The sequence below is a fragment of the Teichococcus wenyumeiae genome (assembly GCF_003696345.1).
Classification (GTDB): Bacteria; Pseudomonadota; Alphaproteobacteria; order Acetobacterales; family Acetobacteraceae; genus Pseudoroseomonas; species Pseudoroseomonas wenyumeiae.
On sequence record NZ_RFLX01000003.1, the window covers coordinates 1 to 16,682 of the forward strand.

Consider the following 16,682-nt stretch of genomic DNA (forward strand, 5'->3'; position numbering starts at 1 on the left):
CGCGCCGGGCTCTTGGGCAGCACGCGGGGGCCGAAGGGCGGCTACCGGCTGGGGCGGGCGGCGCGCGACATGCGGCTGGCGGAGGTGGTGGCGGCGGTGCGCGGGCCGGAAGGCGGCGAGGAGGCCGCCGACCCGCCGGCGGCCTCGGCGCTGGGCGAGGCGGTGGTGCAGCCGCTGTGGGAGGAGCTGGAGGCGCAGCTGCTGGCGGCGCTGGAACAGCTCACGGTCGCCGACCTGCTGCGCCGCGCCGCCGCCCGCGGCCTGCAACGCCCCACCCCAGAAGCCCTCAACTTCGCGATCTGAACCGGCCTGCGCGTCACCCGCAAAGCATCCTTGCATCGGCGACAACGCCCCGTCATGCTCCGCAGCAATAGGCCACGACAAGGCCTGACCGGAACGTTCAAGACAGCGGGGTGCCAATGGTGGGCGACACCAGCCTCGACTCGGGTTGCATCCTGCAGACGGATGGCCTGAGCAAGGAATTCCTCGGCTTTGTGGCCGTGGGCGACGTATCGCTTCGGGTGCGGCGCGGCAGCATCCATGGGCTCATCGGGCCCAATGGTGCCGGCAAGACCACCTGTTTCAATCTTCTGACGAAATTCCTGCAACCGACGCGCGGCAGCATCCATTTCGACGGCCGCGACATCACCCGCATGCAGCCGGCCGAGGTCGCGCGGCTGGGCCTGGTGCGTTCCTTCCAGATCTCGGCCGTTTTCCCGCACCTGACGGTGCTGGAGAATGTGCGCGTGGCCCTGCAACGCACGCGCGGCGGCTCCTTTGACTTCTGGCGCTCCGACCGCGTGCTGCGAGGCTTTGACGAACGTGCCATGGAACTGCTGGAAGATGTGGGGCTGATCGGCTTCACGCATCGCCCGGCCGGCGAATTGCCCTATGGCCGCAAGCGCGCGCTGGAGATCGCCACCACCCTGGCGCTGGACCCGGTGATGATGCTGCTGGACGAGCCGACCGCCGGCATGACCGCCGAGGACGTGGACCGTGTCGTCAAGCTGATCCGCCGCGTTGCCGCCGGCCGCACGGTGCTGATGGTGGAGCACAACCTGAAGGTGGTGGAAGGCCTCTGCGACATCATCACCGTGCTGACGCGTGGCCGCGTGCTCGCGGAAGGCGACTACGCCGCCGTATCCCGCAACCCTGAGGTGGTGGCGGCTTACCTGGGTACCGATCCTTCCATCGCCGGAGCCACGACGCATGGCTGAGCCACTTCTGAAAGTTGCTGGGCTCCAGGCGTGGTATGGCGAAAGCCATGTGCTGCACGGCGTCGATCTGGAAGTGCGGGAAGGCGAGGTGGTGACGCTGCTGGGCCGCAACGGCGCCGGCAAGACCAGCACGCTGCGCGCCATCATGGGGCTGATCGGCCGCCGCCAGGGCAGCATCCGCTTCGAGGGCCAGGAACTGATCTCTGCCCGCAGCGACACCATCGCCCGCTCCGGCATCGCACTATGCCCGGAGGAGCGGGGCATCTTCGCCAGCCTTGACGTGACCGAGAACCTGATGCTGCCGCCGGTGGTGCGCCCGGGCGGCATGACGGTGCCAGAGATCTACACGCTCTTTCCCAACCTGAAGGAGCGCGCGCGCAGCCCCGGCACCAAGCTTTCGGGCGGCGAGCAGCAGATGCTGGCCATCGCGCGCATCCTGCGCACCGGCGCCAAGCTGTTGATGCTGGACGAGCCCACGGAAGGGCTGGCGCCGGTGATCGTGCAGCAGATCGGGCATACCATCCGCGAGATCAAGCAGCGCGGCTTCACGGTGCTGCTGGTGGAGCAGAACTTCCGCTTCGCGCAGACCGTGGCGGACCGCCACTACGTGGTCGACCACGGCCAGGTGGTGGACCACCTGCGCAATGACGAAATGGCTGGCTCGGCCGAGCGGCTGCACCAGTATCTCGGCGTCTGAACTTCAAGAAGAACCAGGGAAAGCAGGAATGATTCAGGATCGTCGTACCGTCCTCAAGACTGCCGCCGCGGCCTCGCTGGTGCCGGCGGTCGGCCTGGTGCCCGCCCGTGCCCGCGCGCAGTCCAACACCATCAAGATCGGCGTGCTGAACGACCAGTCCGGCGTGTACCGTGAGATCTCCGGTCCAAATTCCGTCGCCTGCGTGCGGCAGGCGGTGCAGGATTCCGGCATCGCCGCCAAGGGCGTGACGGTCGAGGTGCTGGCCGCCGACCACCAGAACAAGCCCGATGTCGGCGCCACCATCGCGCGGCAGTGGATCGACCGTGATGGCGTGGATGTCATCGTGGACGTGCCGAATTCTGCCGTGGCCCTGGCGGTGAGCTCCATCGTCAAGGAAAAGAACAAGGCCTATTTCAATTCCGGCGGCGGCACCGCGGAGCTGACGGGCGGCCAGTGCAGCCCCAATACCGTCCACTGGACCTACGACACCTATATGCTCGCCAAGTCCACCGGCGGCGCCATGGTGAAGACGGGCGGCGATTCCTGGTTCTTTATCACGGCCGACTATGCCTTCGGCCATGACCTGGAGCGCAACACGACCAAGTTCGTGCAGGAAGCCGGCGGCAAGGTGCTGGGCAATGTGCGCCACCCGCTGCAGTCCACCGACTTCTCCTCCTACCTGCTGCAGGCGCAGCAGAGCCGCGCCAAGGTCATCGGCCTCGCCAATGCCGGCACGGATACCATCAACAGCGTGAAGCAGGCGGCCGAGTTCGGCATCACGCGCCGTGGCACCAAGATCGCGGTGCTGCTGATGTTCATCAGCGACGTGCATGCGCTGGGGCTGAACACCGCCCAGGGCCTGGTCTGCACCGAAAGCTACTACTGGGACCTGAACGACCGCACCCGCGCCTTTGCGGAGCGGGTGAAGGGTGCGCTGAACGGCGCCCGCCCCGGCATGGGTCACGCTGGCTGCTACGCCTCCGTGCTGCATTACCTGAAGGCGGTGGGCGACATGGGCGCCGCTGCCGCCAAGGCCAGCGGTGTCGAGGCCGTCAACCGCATGAAGGCGATGCCGACGGATGACGACTGCTTCGGCCAGGGCACCATCCGCGCCGATGGCCGCAAGCTGCACCCGGCCTATCTGTTCGAGGTCAAGGCGCCCGGCGAGTCCAAGGGCGCCTGGGATTACTACAAGCTGCTGCAGACCACCTCGGTCGACAATGCCTGGCGCCCGACCTCCGAAGGCGGCTGCAGCCTGGTGCGCACCTGACCCAATGGCGGGGCCGCACGGCCCCGCCACCTGAGTTTCCTTGCAAGGGGCCGCATGCCGGTGCTTGAGGATCTGCTTTTCCAATTGGAGCTGGGCCTGCCGCAGGTGGTGCTGGGGCTGGTCAATGGCGCCTTCTACGCGCTGCTGTCGCTGGGCCTGGCCGTCATCTTCGGCATGCTGAACGTCATCAACTTCGCCCATGGTGCCCAGTTCATGATGGGCGCCTTCGTGGCCTGGATGCTGATGGCCTGGGGCGGCATCGGCTACTGGCCGGCGCTGGTGCTCTCGCCACTGATCGTGGGTGCCTTCGGCGTGGTGCTGGAAAAAACGCTGATCAGCCGCCTCTACAAGCTGGACCATCTCTACGGCCTGCTGCTGACCTTCGGGCTGGCGCTGATCATCGAGGGGCTCTTCCGCAATCAGTTCGGCTCCTCCGGCCTGCCTTACGCGCCGCCGGAGGCGCTGGCCGGCGCCCCGGTCGACCTTGGCTTCATGTTCCTGCCGAAGTACCGGCTCTGGGTGGTCGCGGCCGCAGTGGTGATGAGCCTCGCGACCTGGCTGGTGATCGAGAAGACACGCCTCGGCGCCTATCTGCGCGCGGCGACGGAAAATGCGGCGCTGGTGCAGGCCTTCGGCGTCAACGTGCCGCGCATGGTGACGCTGACCTATGCGGCGGGTGTCGCGCTGGCCGCCTTCGCGGGCGTGCTGGCGGCACCGATCTATTCCGTGAACCCGCAGATGGGGTCGAGCCTGATCATCACCGTCTTCGCGGTGGTGGTGATCGGCGGCATGGGCTCCATCCTGGGCTCCGTCCTCACCGGCTTCGGCCTCGGGCTGGTCGAGGGGCTGACGAAGGTCTTCTACCCCGAGGCATCCTCCACCGTGATTTTCGTCATCATGGCCATCGTGCTGCTGGCGCGCCCCGCCGGCCTTTTCGGGAGGGCGTGAGCCATGGCCGCCGATACCCTGACCGCACCACCCGAGACCTCCCGCGCGCGGGGCCTGCCGGGGCTGGAGATGCTGGGCTTCAACCGGGCGCAGTCCATCGCCTTCCTGCTGCTGCTGGCTTTCCTGGTGGTGGGGCCCTTCTTCCTCTACCCCGTCTTCCTGATGAAGCTGCTGTGCTTCGCGCTCTTCGCCTGCGCCTTCAACCTGCTGATCGGCTATGTCGGGCTGCTCTCCTTCGGCCATGCCATGTTCTTCGGCATGGGGGGCTACCTCGCCGCCCATGCCGCCAAGGTCTGGGGCTTCTCGCCGGAACTGGCGATCCTGACCGGCGGTGCCATGGGTGCGGTGCTGGGGTTGCTGTCCGGCTGGCTGGCCATCCGGCGGCAGGGCATCTACTTCGCCATGATCACCCTGGCGCTGGCGCAGATGATCTATTTCCTCTGCCTGCAGATGCGCTTCACGGGGGGCGAGGACGGCATCCAGTCCGTACCGCGTGGGCGGCTCTTTGGCCTCTTCGACATGTCCCCCGATATGTCGATGTACTGGCTGGTGGCGGCGATCTTCCTGATCGGCTTCCTGCTGATCAACCGCGTCATCCATTCCCCCTTCGGCCAGGTGCTGACCGCGATCCGTGAGAATGAGCCGCGCGCCGTCTCGCTCGGTTACAAGGCCGAGAACTACAAGCTGCTGGCCTTCGTGCTCTCCGCCACCCTGGCGGGCGTCGCGGGCGGCACCAAGGCGCTGGTCTTCGGCATCGCCACCCTGACGGATGTCTATTGGGCCATGTCGGGTGAGGTGGTGCTGATGACGCTGCTGGGCGGCCTCGGCACCGTCTTCGGCCCGGCCGTGGGGGCTGCCGTCATCGTCACCATGCAGAACTACCTGGCCGAGTTCGGCGCCTGGGTCACCATCATCCAGGGCGCCATCTTCGTGATCTGCGTCATCGCCTTCCGTGCCGGCATCGTGGGCGAGATCGCCCGCTGGCTGAAGGTGCGGCTCTGACGGGGCGGCGGGAGAGGGGGGCTCACTCCTTCTCCTGCCGCTGTTCCTTGGGGGTGGTGTCATGCACCTCCTTCACGTCCGGCGAGACCTCGCTTGGCTCTCCCTTGTGGCTCATCCATTCCAGCAGCCCCAGCGCCAGGGCGCCGAGCACGAAGGTGCCGTGGATGATCAGCGCCCACATCGTCTCGCCCGCATCGTAGCTGCCGGGCTTCAGGAAGATCTGCAGCAGGTGGATGGAGGAGATGGCCACGATGCTGGTGGCCAGCTTCAGCTTCAGGTCGCCGGTATCCAGCCCGCCCACCCAGTGCATCCGCTTCGTCGCCGCCTCATCCTGCAGCCGGGAGACCAGGCTGTCGTAGGAGGAGATGGCGACCATCACCACCATCGAGGCCACCAGGGCGGAATCCGTCAGATAGAGCAGCCCCAGCAGGTCCTCGTTCTCCGGCAGGATGAAGAGCTGCGTGGCGTATTCCCAGAGCTTGGTCAGGAAACGGATGGCGTAGAGCAGCAGCCCCAGCATCAGCCCCAGGAAAAAGACGGCCAGGATGTAGCGGCTGGCCAGCATGGCCTTGTCGATCAGGGCGGTCATCTGGCTCTCGCGGAAAAAAGTTGCCGGAAGCTAATGCGCGGCCTTGCGCGGCGTTGCCTTGGCGGCCCGGGCATCCGACAAGGTTGGCCTTCGCCACAAGGACTTGGAAGCACCATGACCATCACCCGACTGCTGGAAGAGGAGCGCCTCTCGGGCGCCACCGTAGCCAACGGCTTCATCTTTCTGGCCGGCCAGATCGCCGACGACCCGAGCCTGGATGCCGAGGGGCAGACCGCCGATATCCTGGCGCAGATCGACGCGCTGCTGGCCATGGCCGGCACCGACAAGCGCTCGCTGCTGCAGGTGCAGATCACCCTGGCCGATATCGCCGATGCCCCCGCCATGAACCGCGCCTGGGACCGCTGGCTGGACCCCTCCGCCAAGCCCGCGCGCATGACCAGTGAGGGCAAGCTGGTCGGGCCGCAGTACAAGGTCGAGATCATCGGCATCGCCCTGGCGCCGAAGTAGAAAAACACTGAGATAATCGCCACGCTGCCCCTTCACCGGGGCCGCGCCGCACGGCATGCTGAAGGCTCTGCCGCCCCGCGCCTGCCCCGGAACCGTCGCCGTTCCGCCGCAATCACGGGGCACAGAAGTGCCTTCTGCCGTCGGGAATGGTTCCGCCATCATGCATGACCTCGTCAGCGAGGGCTCAGGCGCCACAGGGCGCCGTTTTCGGGTGCCTGGCACTCGCCGCGGCCGGCTGCCCGTGGCATGAGCAGGGCGGAATTCTGGCGCGGAAAGCGCGTGCTGGTCACCGGCGGCGCCGGCTTCCTCGGCAGCGGGCTGTGTCACGCGCTGGGCGCCCTGGGGGCGGAAGTGACGGCGCTGGATGCCATGCTCGATGGCTCCGGCGCGCATGAGGCCAATCTGGAAGGCTCCGGCGCCACGCTCGTCACCGCCGACCTGCGGGATGCCGAGCTGGCGCCGCATGTCCAGAACCTCGATGCCGTCTTCAACATGGCAGCCTATACCAGCCATGCCGGCAGCATGGCCGACCCATTCTCCGACCTCGCCATCAATGCCACGGCGCAGTTGCGGCTGATCACGGCGCTGCGGGAAAGCTCGCCGGATGCGGTGGTGGTGCATGCCTCCACCCGGCAGTTCTACGGCACGCCCCGCTACCTGCCGGTGGATGAGGCGCATCCGCTCTCGCCGCCCGATGCCAATGGCGTTTCGAAGCTGGCCGGGGAGCAATACTGGCTGCTGGAGCACAAGGTACGCGGCCGCCGGGTGGTCTCGCTGCGCCTGACCAATTGCTACGGCCCCCGGCTGCGGGTGAAGGATGCGCGCCAGACCTTCCTGGGCATCTGGTTCCGCCGGCTGCTGGAAGGCGAGCCGATCGAGGTCTGGGGCGGCGCGCAGCTGCGCGACCTCGCTTATCTCGACGACGTGGTGGATGCCTTCCTGCTGGCGGCCGAAACGCCCCGCTGCGCCGGCTTCGCCTATAACCTCGGCGGCGCCCCGCCGGTCTCGCTCTTCAAGCTGGCCGAGGCCGCCATTGCCGCCCATGGCGGCGGCCGCCTGATCGCCAAGGAATTCCCCGCCGACCGCGTGGCCATCGATATCGGCAGCTATTACGCCGATGACGGTGCCTTCCGCGCCACCACCGGCTGGGAGCCCAAGGTTTCCCTGCCGGAAGGGCTGCGCCGCAGCCTCGACTGGTTCCGCCCACGGCTTTCCACCTATCTCTGACGCGCGCCGCGTACCCTGAGGAGAAGGGCAAGATGACCCTGCCCGAGACTGCCACGAAGCTGCCGATGATCCCGCTGGCCGATCCCGGCGCCGCCTATCGCGCGCAGCGCGATGCGCTGGACGACGCGCTGGGCCGCGCCCTGGATTCCGGCTGGTACATCCTGGGCGGGGAAGGGGCGGCCTTTGAGCGGGAATTCGCCGCCTGGCTCGGCCTGCCGCGCGCCGTCGGCTGCGCCAATGGCACGGATGCGCTGGTGCTGATCCTGCGCGGCATGGGCATCGGGCCGGGCATGACGGTCTGCACCGTCTCCCACACCGCCGTCGCCACCGTCGCCGCCATCGAGATGGTGGGCGCGACGCCGCTGCTGCTCGACATCGACCCCGATACCTACACCATGGATGCCGATGAGCTGGCCGCCGTGCTGGAGGACCCGCCGCCGGGCCTGCCGCCTGTGCGGGCCGTTATCGCCGTGCATCTCTATGGCCAGGCCTGCGACCTCCGGCCCATGCTGGCCGCCTGCGAGGCCGCCGGCATCCCGTTGATCGAGGATTGCGCCCAGGCGCATGGCGCCACGCTGGATGGCCGCAAGCTGGGCACGCTGGGCGCTGCGGCGGCCTTCAGCCTTTACCCCACCAAGAACCTGGGCGCCCTGGGCGATGCCGGCATCCTGGCCACGGCCGATGAGGCACTGGCGGAGCGGATCGCCGCCATCCGGCAGTATGGCTGGAAGTCGCGCTACATCTCCGACATGGTCGGCGTGAACAGCCGGCTGGATGAATTGCAGGCCGCCGTGCTGCGCGTGCGCCTGCCGCTGCTGGAGGGCATGAATGCCCGCCGCAACGCCATCGCCGAGGCCTATGACGCCGCGCTGGCCGGCACTTCGCTGGCGCCGCCGGCGCGGCGGGCGGGTACTACGCATGTCTTCCACCAGTATGTGGTCCGCAGCGCCGAGCGCGATGCCATGGCCTCAATGCTGAAGGAACTCGGCGTCGGCACCGGCATCCATTACCCGGTGCCGGTGCATCTGCAGCCCGCCTATCTGAACCGCGTCGCCCTCGGCCCTGCTGGTTGCAGCGAGACCGAGGTGGCTTCGCGCGAGGTGCTGAGCCTGCCGATGTTCCCGGAACTGACGGATGAGCAGGTGGCGCGCGTCTGCACCGCTTTGCGGCAGGTGGCGGGCTAGCTCAGCCGAGGATGCTCAGCCAGGGCCAGCGGGCGCGGTAGCTCTCGGCCTTGGCGGGGAAGAGGCGGGGTTGCGGGTGGCGCGGGTTCATCCGCAGCCGCCCTTCCCACAGGTCTTCCAGGCTGTCCGGCGCATAGACCTCGCCATCCGGCGTGATGCCCAGGCAGGTGCAGGCGATCAGGTAGCGGTCGATGCCATCCCGCGCCGAGGTGAGGCGCGGATAGGGCTCGCCGAAGTGTTCCGGGTACCAGAGATGGACGCGGGCCTGGTTGCGCACCTCCACCGTGACGCCGAGATCGGCGAAGAGGGCTTCCGCGCGGCGGATCACCCGGTCCTCGGCCTCCCAGGAAAGATCGGCACCGTCGAAATAGAAGACGTCGTAGTCCTTCACGCCCCAGCCGGGCTCATGGCCGCTGCGGTGGTTCCAGACAGCCTGGAAGAGGCAGCCGGCCACCAGATGCGCCTGCGGCGCGCCCAGTGCCGGCAGCCGCTGCAGGATCTCGGCATTGACCGGATTGGCGAGGGCAAGATCGGCAAGCGTGGCGGCGGTGAGGCGCATGGCGGCGAGACTGCCGCCGCCACCCCGCGCCGGCAACCGCTACCGGTGCTGGCCGATGAAGCCTAGCACTGCCTGGTTGAAGGCCTTGGGCTGCTCCCAGTAGCCGGAATGGCCGGTCTCGGGCAGGATCAGCAGCGCGCTGTCCGGAATGGCGGCGGCGAACTGGCGGAAGACGGATGGCGGCGCCCAGAGGTCGGCATCGCCGCCGATCAGCAGGGAAGGCACCTTCATCTGCCGCAGTGCAGCCCAGGTGATGGTGTTCAGCGTGCCCTGGAACACCCGCTTGCCGCCCTCCAGCGCCTTGTGCTCCAGCTCCACCCACTGCTTCACGCCTTCCGGGTTCACGGCGCGGTAGGATGGGCCGACCTCGCGGAATTCCGCCGGCATCTCGGCAAAGCCCTTGGGGCGCAGCCCATTGCTCATGGCCAGGTATTCAGGGTCCGTGATGCCCATGTGGGTACAGGCGAAGACCGCGCTGCGCAGCCGCCCCGGATGGGACAGGGCGAAATCCACGCCGACAATGGCGCCGGCGGCCGAGCCGACCATGTGGAAGCGGTCGATCTTCAACTGGTCCACCAGCGTCAGCAGGTCTCCCGCGGCGGTGCCGGTGGGGCCTTCGCCCGCCGGGGAATCCAGGTAGCCGCGCCGGGAATAGCCGATGACGCGATAGCCCGCCTGCGCCAGCACCGGCTGCTGGTAGCCCCAGATGGCATGGCTGCCGGTGCCCGGGTGCAGCAGGATGATGGTCTGCGCATCCGGCGTCGGCGCGCCGGTATCCCAGTAGCCCAGCTTCGCCCCGCCGCCGAGGTCGATGCTGCCCTTGGTGGCCGGGCGCTGTTGCGGCAGCGGCTGCAGCATGGCGCGGGTGGGGTCGGCCACCGGCTGGGCCGGCATGGGCGGCGCGGCGACCTGCGCCACGGCGCCGGCGCTGGTGGCGGCGAGGCCGAGCCCCGCCAGGGCGCTGCCCATCACCGTGCGGCGCCCGGTGGCATGCGGATGCGTCATGGTCGTTGTTCCTCCGGCTCCGCCGGTCTCACGTGCCGGCGGTTCTGAAGAACCAATAGGTCATTCCATCGGATGATAGAAGGCGCTTTCCCGCCCGCCTGGATTTCTGGCGAAACGGGAAAGCAGTCGCTATATCGCGCCCATTCCCGAGCACGCCCTGCGTGCCCGCCCCGGCGGATCACCACCGCCCATCCGGAAGCCCTTGCCATGCTGCGCCTGACCGAACTGAAGCTGCCGCTCGACCACACGCCGGAGGCTCTGCGCGCCGCCGCGCTGGCCCGCCTGGGCCTGCAGGAGCCAGACCTGCTGGACCTGCATGTCTTCCGCCGCGGCTATGACGCGCGGAAGCGCACCGCCATCCACCTGATCTATACGCTGGACCTGACGCTGCGGAACGAGGCCGCCGTGCTGCGCCGCTTCGCGCAGGACCCGCATGTGAACCCTTCGCCCGACATGGCCTATCGCTTTGTCGGCCGCGCGCCGGAAGGCTTCAACGACCGTCCGGTGGTGATCGGCGCCGGCCCCTGCGGCCTGATGGCGGCGCTGATCCTGGCGCAGATGGGCTTTCGCCCCATCATCCTGGAGCGCGGCAAGGTGGTGCGGGAACGCACCAAGGACACCTGGGGCCTCTGGCGCCGGTCCGAGCTGAACCCGGAATCGAACGTGCAGTTCGGGGAAGGGGGCGCCGGCACCTTCTCGGACGGCAAGCTCTACAGCCAGATCAAGGACCCGCAGCACCATTCCCGCAAGCTGCTGGAAGAGTTCGTGAAGGCGGGCGCGCCGGAGGAAATCCTCTACGTCTCCAAGCCGCATATCGGCACCTTCCGGTTGGTGACGATGGTGGAGAGCATGCGCCGCACCATCGAGGAACTGGGCGGCGAATACCGCTTCAGCACCAAGGTGGTGGACCTTGATGTCGACGTGGCTTCGGACGGCACCCGCCGCATGCGCGGCCTGCACCTGGAAGGCGGCGGCTACCTGGAAGCCAGCCATGTGGTGCTGGCGGTGGGCCACAGCGCGCGCGACACCTTCCAGATGCTGCTGGAACGCGGCGTCTATATGGAGGCCAAGCCCTTCTCCGTCGGCTTCCGCATCGAGCATCCGCAGGGGATGATCGACACCTGCCGCTTCGGCGATTTCGCTGGCAACAAGACCCTGGGCGCCGCCGACTACAAGCTGGCGCACCATTGCAAGGGCAAGGGGCTGGAAGGCCGCACCGTCTACAGCTTCTGCATGTGCCCCGGTGGCACCGTGGTGGCCGCGACCAGCGAGCCCGGCCGCGTGGTGACAAACGGCATGAGCCAGTATTCCCGCGCCGAGCGCAACGCCAATGCCGCCATCGTCGTCAGCGTGACGCCGGAGGACTATCCCGGCGGCGTGCTGGCCGGCATCGACTTCCAGCGGGAACTGGAGGAGCGCGCTTTCCGCGCCGGCGGCGGCGATTACCGCGCCCCCGCCCAGACCGTGGGCGACTTCCTGGCCGGCCGGCCCTCCACCACGTTGGGCGAGGTGATTCCCTCCTACAAGCCCGGCGTCACGCCCACCGATCTCGCGCCCTGCATCCCCGACTTCGCCGCCGCCGCGATCCGGGAAGCCCTGCCGGCCTTCGACCGCCAGATCCGCGGCTATGCGCGGCCGGATGCGGTGATGACGGGGGTGGAAACGCGCACCTCCTCCCCGGTGCGGGTGCGCCGCGGGGCGGCCGGGCACAGCCTGAACACCCTGGGCCTCTTCCCGGCCGGCGAGGGCGCGGGCTATGCCGGCGGCATCCTCTCGGCCGGCGTGGACGGCATCAAGACGGCCGAGGCGGTGGCGCGCAGCCTGCTCGGCCTGCCGACGGAAATGGAGCGCGCGGCGTAACCCTCAGCCTTGTTGCAATTTCCGCCCTAATCTAACCAAAATGAGAGGATACTGTTCCTTACACTGGAGCAGCCGGAAGCCTTCCTCTGAACGGGAAGGCCCGTGGGGGGATCGAGCGGCTTGAGCTATAGCCTTCCTGGCCTGCCTGATGGCATGGCCCCACGCCCGGCCGCATTGCGGACGGGCACCCGCACCAGCCTGATATGCGGCGGCATTGTCCTGGCCGCGCTGGCCCTGGTGCTCTTCGTGCTGCTGCGCGCGCCGATGAAGGACGACATCGCCTGGCTGCTCTGGGTGGCCCGGCAATGGCTGAAGGGCCAGCGCCTCTACATCGACGTGGTCGAGGTCAACCCACCCCTGATCATCTGGATCAGCGCCATTCCGGTGCTGATCGGCGATGCCATCGGCGTTTCGGCCAAGACGGTGGCGGTGCTGCTCTTCGCGGCCTGCACGCTCTGGTCCTCCTGGCTTTCGGCCAAACTGCTGCACGGGCTGGCGCCGGCCTTCGCGCGGCTGCCCGTCACCTTCGCCGTCATTGCCTGCGTGCTGCTGCTGATGCCCGGTGTCGAATTCGGCCAGCGGGAGCACCTGCTGACCGTGGCGGTGCTGCCGCATCTGGCCATCCTGGCCCGTGGGCTGGAAGGGCAGCGCACCAGCCTGCGCCTCGCCGGTGGCGCGGCGGTGGGGGCCGGGCTGGGGGTGGCGCTGAAGCCGCGCTACCTGCTCTGCCTCGCCACCGTGGAACTGGTGGGCTGGGTGCGGCGCGGCTTCCGCATCCGCCTTTCGCCGGTCATCGCCTTCGGGGTGGCCGGGCTCTATGCCCTGGCCATCCTGGTCTTCTACCCCAGCTTCATCGACCGCGCGGTGCCGCTGGCGGTCACGCTCTATGGCGGCACCGATACCAGCCTGCCGGAACTGATGCTGGAATCCTGGCGGCTGATTCTGGGCGTCGGCGTGCTGGCGGCGCTCTGCTTCACCCTGCCGCGCGAATCCGCCGCCCGCACCGTGCTGGCGGTTCTCGCCGGCTTCGCCGCCGCCGCCACCATCGCCATGTTCCTGGACGGCAAGAACTGGTTCTACCACCGCATCCCGGCCAGCACGGCCGTGGTGCTGGGCCTGCTGCTGTGGTGCGCCGAGGCCGCGCTGACCTGGCGGCGCAGCGGCTTCAGCGGCCGCCGTGGCGCGGTGCTGATGCTGGCCGCCCTGGTGCCCCTGGCCATGCAGGCGGACAAGCTGGGCGCGCGGCTGCACGACCGCCTCGTGCTGGCGGTGGAGCCTGAGCAGTCGACCGAGGTGAAGCTGGAGCGGCTGATCAAGCGGGAGAAGGTGCGGACCTATGTCGCCTTCTCCGAATGGATCGGGTTGGGCTTCCCGGTGGTGGACGATACCGGCGTCACCTGGGCCAGCCGCTTCGATTCCATGTGGGCGCTGCGGGGCGAGCTGTGGCGCGCCCGCATGGACGGCAAGCCGCCGGCGGAATGGCCGATGCGCCTCTGGGTGGCGCAGGACTTCATCCGGGGCTGCCCGGACCTCGTGGTGGTGGACCGCCGCCGGGGTGCCGAGGACATCAACTACCCCAGCGTATTGGCCCAGGCCGATGCCGGCTTCGCCGAGGTCTGGGCCCGCTACCAGCAGATCGCGACGCTGGACGGGCTGCAGGTCTTCAAGCGGGACGGCGAGGGCTGTGCGACCTCGCCGCCCGTCGAGAACAACGAGTGATCAGACGCCCGCTTCATCCAGCTTCAGGATGGCGCGGGCGACGGCCTGGGCGCGCGGCACGAGGCTGGAGACTTCCAGGTATTCCTCCGGGCTATGCGCCTTGCCGCCCACCGGGCCCACGGCGCAAAGCGTTGGCGCGCCCATCAGCGCCGTGAAGCCGCTATCGGCGCAGCCGCCGGCGAATTCACCATCGGTCTTGAAGCCCGCCACCTGCTGGTAGAGCTTGAAGACCGCGTCGGTGCCCGGGTTCTGCTTCAGCGGCACGAATTCGCCCCGGATGGTCAGGGTGGCGCTGGTGCCGGGGACGTAGCTGCGGGCGGTGATGTCGTGGATGGCGGCCATCAGTTCGTCACGGTCCGCCGGGTCCACGTAGCGCAGGTCGATCTGCGCCTGGGCGGAAGGCGCCACGGTGTTCACGCTCTGCCCGCCGGAGACGAGGCCGACATTCAGCGTGATGCCGCGCTTCAGGTCCGTCAGCGCATGCAGCGCCTGCACCTTGCGCGCCAGTTCCTCGATGGCGCTGATGCCGGCCTCGAAATTGGCGCCGGAATGCGCCGCCTTGCCGGTGATGTCGAGGACGGAGAAGACGCCGCCCTTGCGGCCCGTCACCACATTGCCGGTGGGCCGGCCGGGCTCGGAATTGAAGACCACGCGGGCGGCGCGGGCCTCGGTCTCGATCACCGGGCGGCCTTCAGGGGAGCCGATTTCCTCGTCGCCCGTGAACAGCCCGACCACCGGCCCCGGTGCGCCACCGAACTTCTGGAAAGCGGCCAGGACGAACATGTTCATCACGATGCCCGCCTTCATGTCGGCGACACCCGGGCCATAGGCGATGCCGTTCTCGACCCGGAAGGGGCGGCGCTGCGGCTCGCCCTTGGGGAAGACGGTGTCGCGGTGGCCCATCAGCACGATGTTGCGGCGGGCATTGCCGGTGCCGGCGCCCTCGCTGCTCTCCACCGTGGCGCGCAGGCAGTCGCCGTGCTTCTGCTGCGGCAGCACGTCCACCGGCACGCCGTGACGGGTCAGGAAGGCGCACACCTGCTCGCCCACCGCATCGACGCCGGCCTTGTCGTAGCTGCAGCCGTCGATGTTCACCATTGCCTCCAGCTCCGCCAGCATGGCGTCCTGCTGGCCGGCCAGCCATTCGGTGATGCGGTTGTCGGGGGTGCTCATGCTGCGGCTCTCCTGCGCGATAGGGCAGGCAAGGTGGCGGAAAGCGGCGGTGGCGGGAAGGGGGGGGCGCTCCTGGCCCGGTTCCTGCTTCCAACACGCCATGCCCTGCCTGCCGCCGGCCTCATGTTGCCAAGACCGTACGTTCCATGCTCGGAATTGCATCGCCCGGACGCATCGGCGCGGGCAGCCTGCCCATCCGCGTGGCGACGGCCGCGCGGCTGCGAACTCTGCCTCCTTCAGTACCGGGAAGCTGCATATGAAGAAGACGACCCTTGTGGCGCTCGCCTTTGGTGCCGGACTGCTCTCCGCGACGGCCCAGGCCCAGAACCTGCGCATTGGCCTGCGGGAGGACCCGGATATCCTGGACCCGACGCTGGCGCGCACCTTTGTCGGCCGCATCGTCTTCGCCAGCCTTTGCGACAAGCTCTTCGACATCGACGACAAGCTGCGCATCGTGCCCCAGCTTGCCTCCGGCTACAGCTGGGAGGACCCGAAGACGCTGCGCATCACGCTGCGTGACGGCGTGCTCTTCCATGACGGGGAGAAGATGGACGCGGAGGCGGTGAAGTACTCGCTGAACCGCCACCTCACCATGTCCGGCTCCTTCCGCCGCGGCGAGATCAGCACGCTGGAGCGCATGGAGGTGGTGGACCCGCTGACGCTGCGGCTGCATCTCTCGGCGCCTTCCGCGCCCTTCCTGTCCCAGCTCACCGACCGTGCCGGCATGGTTGTCAGCCCCAAGGCGGCGGAGGCGGCGGGCAAGGATTTCGGCCTGAAGCCCGTCTGCGCCGGACCCTTCCGGCTGGCGGAGCGCGTGGCGCAGGACCGCATCGTGGTGGAGAAGTTCCCGCAATACTGGGACGCGGCGCGCATCCACATCAACCGCATCACCTATCTGCCCATTCCGGACAGTTCGGTGCGGCTGGCCAATCTGCAATCCGGCTCCCTCGACTTGGTGGAGATCGCGCCGAGCGACCTCAACAGCGTCAAGAACAACCGCAACATCAAGACCATCCTGCGTGACGACCTGGGCTACCAGAGCATCGTCTACAACATCGGCAACGGCGCCCGCGCCAAGACGCCCATCGGCAGCGACCCGCGCATCCGCGCCGCCTTCGAACTGGCCATCGACCGCGAGGCGCTGAACCAGGTGGTCTTCGAGGGGCTGATGACGCCGACGGCCCAGCCCGTGCCCCCCGCCAGCCCCTTCCACGATGCCGAGTTCAAGCCGGAACCGCGCAATGTCGCCCGCGCCCAGGCGCTGCTGAAGGAAGCCGGTGTCACGCTGCCCCTGCAGGTGGAGATGACCGTGCCGACCAACCCCGAGCTGCGGCAGGCGGCCGAGGTGATCCAGGCCATGGTCAAGGAGGCCGGGATCGAGCTGAAGATCGCCAGCCAGGAGTTCGCCTCCTCCCTGCAAGCGGCGCAGCGGGGCGATTTCGAGACCTATCTCTCCGCCTGGTCCGGCCGCCCCGACCCAGACGGCAATATCTGGACTTTTATTCACACCAAGGGCGGCAACAACGACGGCCGCTACAGCAACCCCGAGGTGGACAAGCTGCTGGACGACGCCCGCGCCGAGAATGACGAGGAAAAGCGCCGCGCGATCTATGCCAGGATTTATCAGGTGGCGCTGAAGCAGGACCACGTGCGCGCCTACCTGTGGCACCGCAAGATCATCCAGGCCTACAACGCCAAGATCCAGGGCTTCACGCTGATGCCGGACGGCATCATCCGCGTGCAGGACATGAAGCTGAACTGACG

The 16,682-nt window shown here is 68.3% G+C and carries 16 protein-coding genes; 12 read left to right on the plus strand and 4 right to left on the minus strand.

Annotated elements, in window-relative coordinates; translation table 11 throughout:
- The 6 genes from EBE87_RS05425 to EBE87_RS05450 all read left to right on the plus strand — a co-directional run.
- A partial coding sequence (locus tag EBE87_RS05425; RefSeq protein WP_199726491.1) for an RrF2 family transcriptional regulator occupies positions 1-303 on the plus strand: 303 nt, incomplete at its 5' end.
- A 116-nt stretch (positions 304-419) separates the two neighbouring features.
- Complete coding sequence (locus EBE87_RS05430) at positions 420-1,217, plus strand: ABC transporter ATP-binding protein (protein WP_120640302.1); 798 nt, start codon at positions 420-422, stop codon at positions 1,215-1,217.
- Positions 1,210-1,914 carry an ABC transporter ATP-binding protein gene (locus EBE87_RS05435; RefSeq protein ID WP_120640301.1) on the plus strand — a complete coding sequence of 235 codons (705 nt, stop codon included), beginning with the start codon at positions 1,210-1,212 and terminating at the stop codon, positions 1,912-1,914. The genes EBE87_RS05430 and EBE87_RS05435 overlap by 8 nt, the downstream gene beginning before the upstream one ends.
- Before the next feature lie 28 nt (positions 1,915-1,942).
- On the plus strand, positions 1,943-3,184 hold the full coding sequence (locus tag EBE87_RS05440; RefSeq protein ID WP_120640300.1) for an ABC transporter substrate-binding protein: 1,242 nt from the start codon (positions 1,943-1,945) through the stop codon (positions 3,182-3,184).
- A 54-nt stretch (positions 3,185-3,238) separates the two neighbouring features.
- A complete protein-coding gene (locus tag EBE87_RS05445; RefSeq protein WP_120640299.1) occupies positions 3,239-4,132 on the plus strand; it encodes a branched-chain amino acid ABC transporter permease in 894 nt (297 codons plus the stop codon).
- A gap of 3 nt (positions 4,133-4,135) precedes the next feature.
- Positions 4,136-5,134, plus strand: coding sequence for a branched-chain amino acid ABC transporter permease (locus EBE87_RS05450; protein ID WP_120640298.1), 999 nt, complete (start codon positions 4,136-4,138; stop codon positions 5,132-5,134).
- A gap of 22 nt (positions 5,135-5,156) precedes the next feature.
- Here the strand turns inward: EBE87_RS05450 and EBE87_RS05455 are convergent, their stop codons facing one another.
- Positions 5,157-5,723, minus strand: a complete 567-nt coding sequence (locus EBE87_RS05455; protein ID WP_120640297.1) for a YqhA family protein — start codon at positions 5,721-5,723, stop codon at positions 5,157-5,159.
- Positions 5,724-5,837: 114 nt separating this feature from the next.
- On the opposite strand from EBE87_RS05455, the gene EBE87_RS05460 reads away from it, so the two are divergent.
- The 3 genes from EBE87_RS05460 (at position 5,838) to EBE87_RS05470 (ending at position 8,602) form a co-directional block, all read left to right on the plus strand.
- Positions 5,838-6,191 carry a RidA family protein gene (locus tag EBE87_RS05460; RefSeq protein ID WP_120640296.1) on the plus strand — a complete coding sequence of 118 codons (354 nt, stop codon included), beginning with the start codon at positions 5,838-5,840 and terminating at the stop codon, positions 6,189-6,191.
- Positions 6,192-6,437: 246 nt separating this feature from the next.
- Complete coding sequence (locus EBE87_RS05465) at positions 6,438-7,418, plus strand: NAD-dependent epimerase/dehydratase family protein (RefSeq protein ID WP_120640295.1); 981 nt, start codon at positions 6,438-6,440, stop codon at positions 7,416-7,418.
- Between the two features lie 32 nt (positions 7,419-7,450).
- Positions 7,451-8,602, plus strand: coding sequence for a DegT/DnrJ/EryC1/StrS family aminotransferase (locus EBE87_RS05470; RefSeq protein WP_233553391.1), 1,152 nt, complete (start codon positions 7,451-7,453; stop codon positions 8,600-8,602).
- 1 nt (position 8,603) lies between these two features.
- Here the strand turns inward: EBE87_RS05470 and EBE87_RS05475 are convergent, their stop codons facing one another.
- Together EBE87_RS05475 and EBE87_RS05480 are read right to left on the minus strand one after the other, a co-directional pair.
- Positions 8,604-9,161 carry a nucleotidyltransferase family protein gene (locus EBE87_RS05475; protein ID WP_120640294.1) on the minus strand — a complete coding sequence of 186 codons (558 nt, stop codon included), beginning with the start codon at positions 9,159-9,161 and terminating at the stop codon, positions 8,604-8,606.
- A gap of 39 nt (positions 9,162-9,200) precedes the next feature.
- Entirely contained in the window at positions 9,201-10,166 is a 966-nt protein-coding gene (locus EBE87_RS05480; RefSeq protein ID WP_122139924.1) for an alpha/beta fold hydrolase, read from the minus strand.
- A 207-nt stretch (positions 10,167-10,373) separates the two neighbouring features.
- On the opposite strand from EBE87_RS05480, the gene EBE87_RS05485 reads away from it, so the two are divergent.
- Complete coding sequence (locus tag EBE87_RS05485; RefSeq protein WP_120636677.1) at positions 10,374-12,026, plus strand: NAD(P)/FAD-dependent oxidoreductase; 1,653 nt, start codon at positions 10,374-10,376, stop codon at positions 12,024-12,026.
- Positions 12,027-12,146: 120 nt separating this feature from the next.
- A complete protein-coding gene (locus EBE87_RS05490; protein ID WP_120636676.1) occupies positions 12,147-13,745 on the plus strand; it encodes a hypothetical protein in 1,599 nt (532 codons plus the stop codon).
- On the opposite strand, the gene EBE87_RS05495 is transcribed toward EBE87_RS05490, so the two are convergent.
- A complete protein-coding gene (locus EBE87_RS05495; protein ID WP_120636675.1) occupies positions 13,746-14,918 on the minus strand; it encodes a M20 family metallopeptidase in 1,173 nt (390 codons plus the stop codon).
- Between the two features lie 256 nt (positions 14,919-15,174).
- On the opposite strand from EBE87_RS05495, the gene EBE87_RS05500 reads away from it, so the two are divergent.
- Entirely contained in the window at positions 15,175-16,680 is a 1,506-nt protein-coding gene (locus tag EBE87_RS05500; protein ID WP_120636674.1) for an ABC transporter substrate-binding protein, read from the plus strand.
- Positions 16,681-16,682: the final 2 nt, after the last annotated feature.

Excerpts from the sequence above, each read along its gene's own strand:
- EBE87_RS05430 (WP_120640302.1), top strand. The coding sequence starts at position 420 with ATGGTGGGCGACACCAGCCTCGACTCGGGTTGCATCCTGCAGACGGAT.
- EBE87_RS05435 (WP_120640301.1), top strand. The coding sequence starts at position 1,210 with ATGGCTGAGCCACTTCTGAAAGTTGCTGGGCTCCAGGCGTGGTATGGC.
- EBE87_RS05440 (WP_120640300.1), top strand. The coding sequence starts at position 1,943 with ATGATTCAGGATCGTCGTACCGTCCTCAAGACTGCCGCCGCGGCCTCG.
- EBE87_RS05445 (WP_120640299.1), top strand. The coding sequence starts at position 3,239 with ATGCCGGTGCTTGAGGATCTGCTTTTCCAATTGGAGCTGGGCCTGCCG.
- EBE87_RS05450 (WP_120640298.1), top strand. The coding sequence starts at position 4,136 with ATGGCCGCCGATACCCTGACCGCACCACCCGAGACCTCCCGCGCGCGG.
- EBE87_RS05455 (WP_120640297.1), bottom strand. The coding sequence starts at position 5,723 with ATGACCGCCCTGATCGACAAGGCCATGCTGGCCAGCCGCTACATCCTG.
- EBE87_RS05460 (WP_120640296.1), top strand. The coding sequence starts at position 5,838 with ATGACCATCACCCGACTGCTGGAAGAGGAGCGCCTCTCGGGCGCCACC.
- EBE87_RS05465 (WP_120640295.1), top strand. The coding sequence starts at position 6,438 with ATGAGCAGGGCGGAATTCTGGCGCGGAAAGCGCGTGCTGGTCACCGGC.
- EBE87_RS05470 (WP_233553391.1), top strand. The coding sequence starts at position 7,451 with ATGACCCTGCCCGAGACTGCCACGAAGCTGCCGATGATCCCGCTGGCC.
- EBE87_RS05475 (WP_120640294.1), bottom strand. The coding sequence starts at position 9,161 with ATGCGCCTCACCGCCGCCACGCTTGCCGATCTTGCCCTCGCCAATCCG.
- EBE87_RS05480 (WP_122139924.1), bottom strand. The coding sequence starts at position 10,166 with ATGACGCATCCGCATGCCACCGGGCGCCGCACGGTGATGGGCAGCGCC.
- EBE87_RS05485 (WP_120636677.1), top strand. The coding sequence starts at position 10,374 with ATGCTGCGCCTGACCGAACTGAAGCTGCCGCTCGACCACACGCCGGAG.
- EBE87_RS05495 (WP_120636675.1), bottom strand. The coding sequence starts at position 14,918 with ATGAGCACCCCCGACAACCGCATCACCGAATGGCTGGCCGGCCAGCAG.
- EBE87_RS05500 (WP_120636674.1), top strand. The coding sequence starts at position 15,175 with ATGAAGAAGACGACCCTTGTGGCGCTCGCCTTTGGTGCCGGACTGCTC.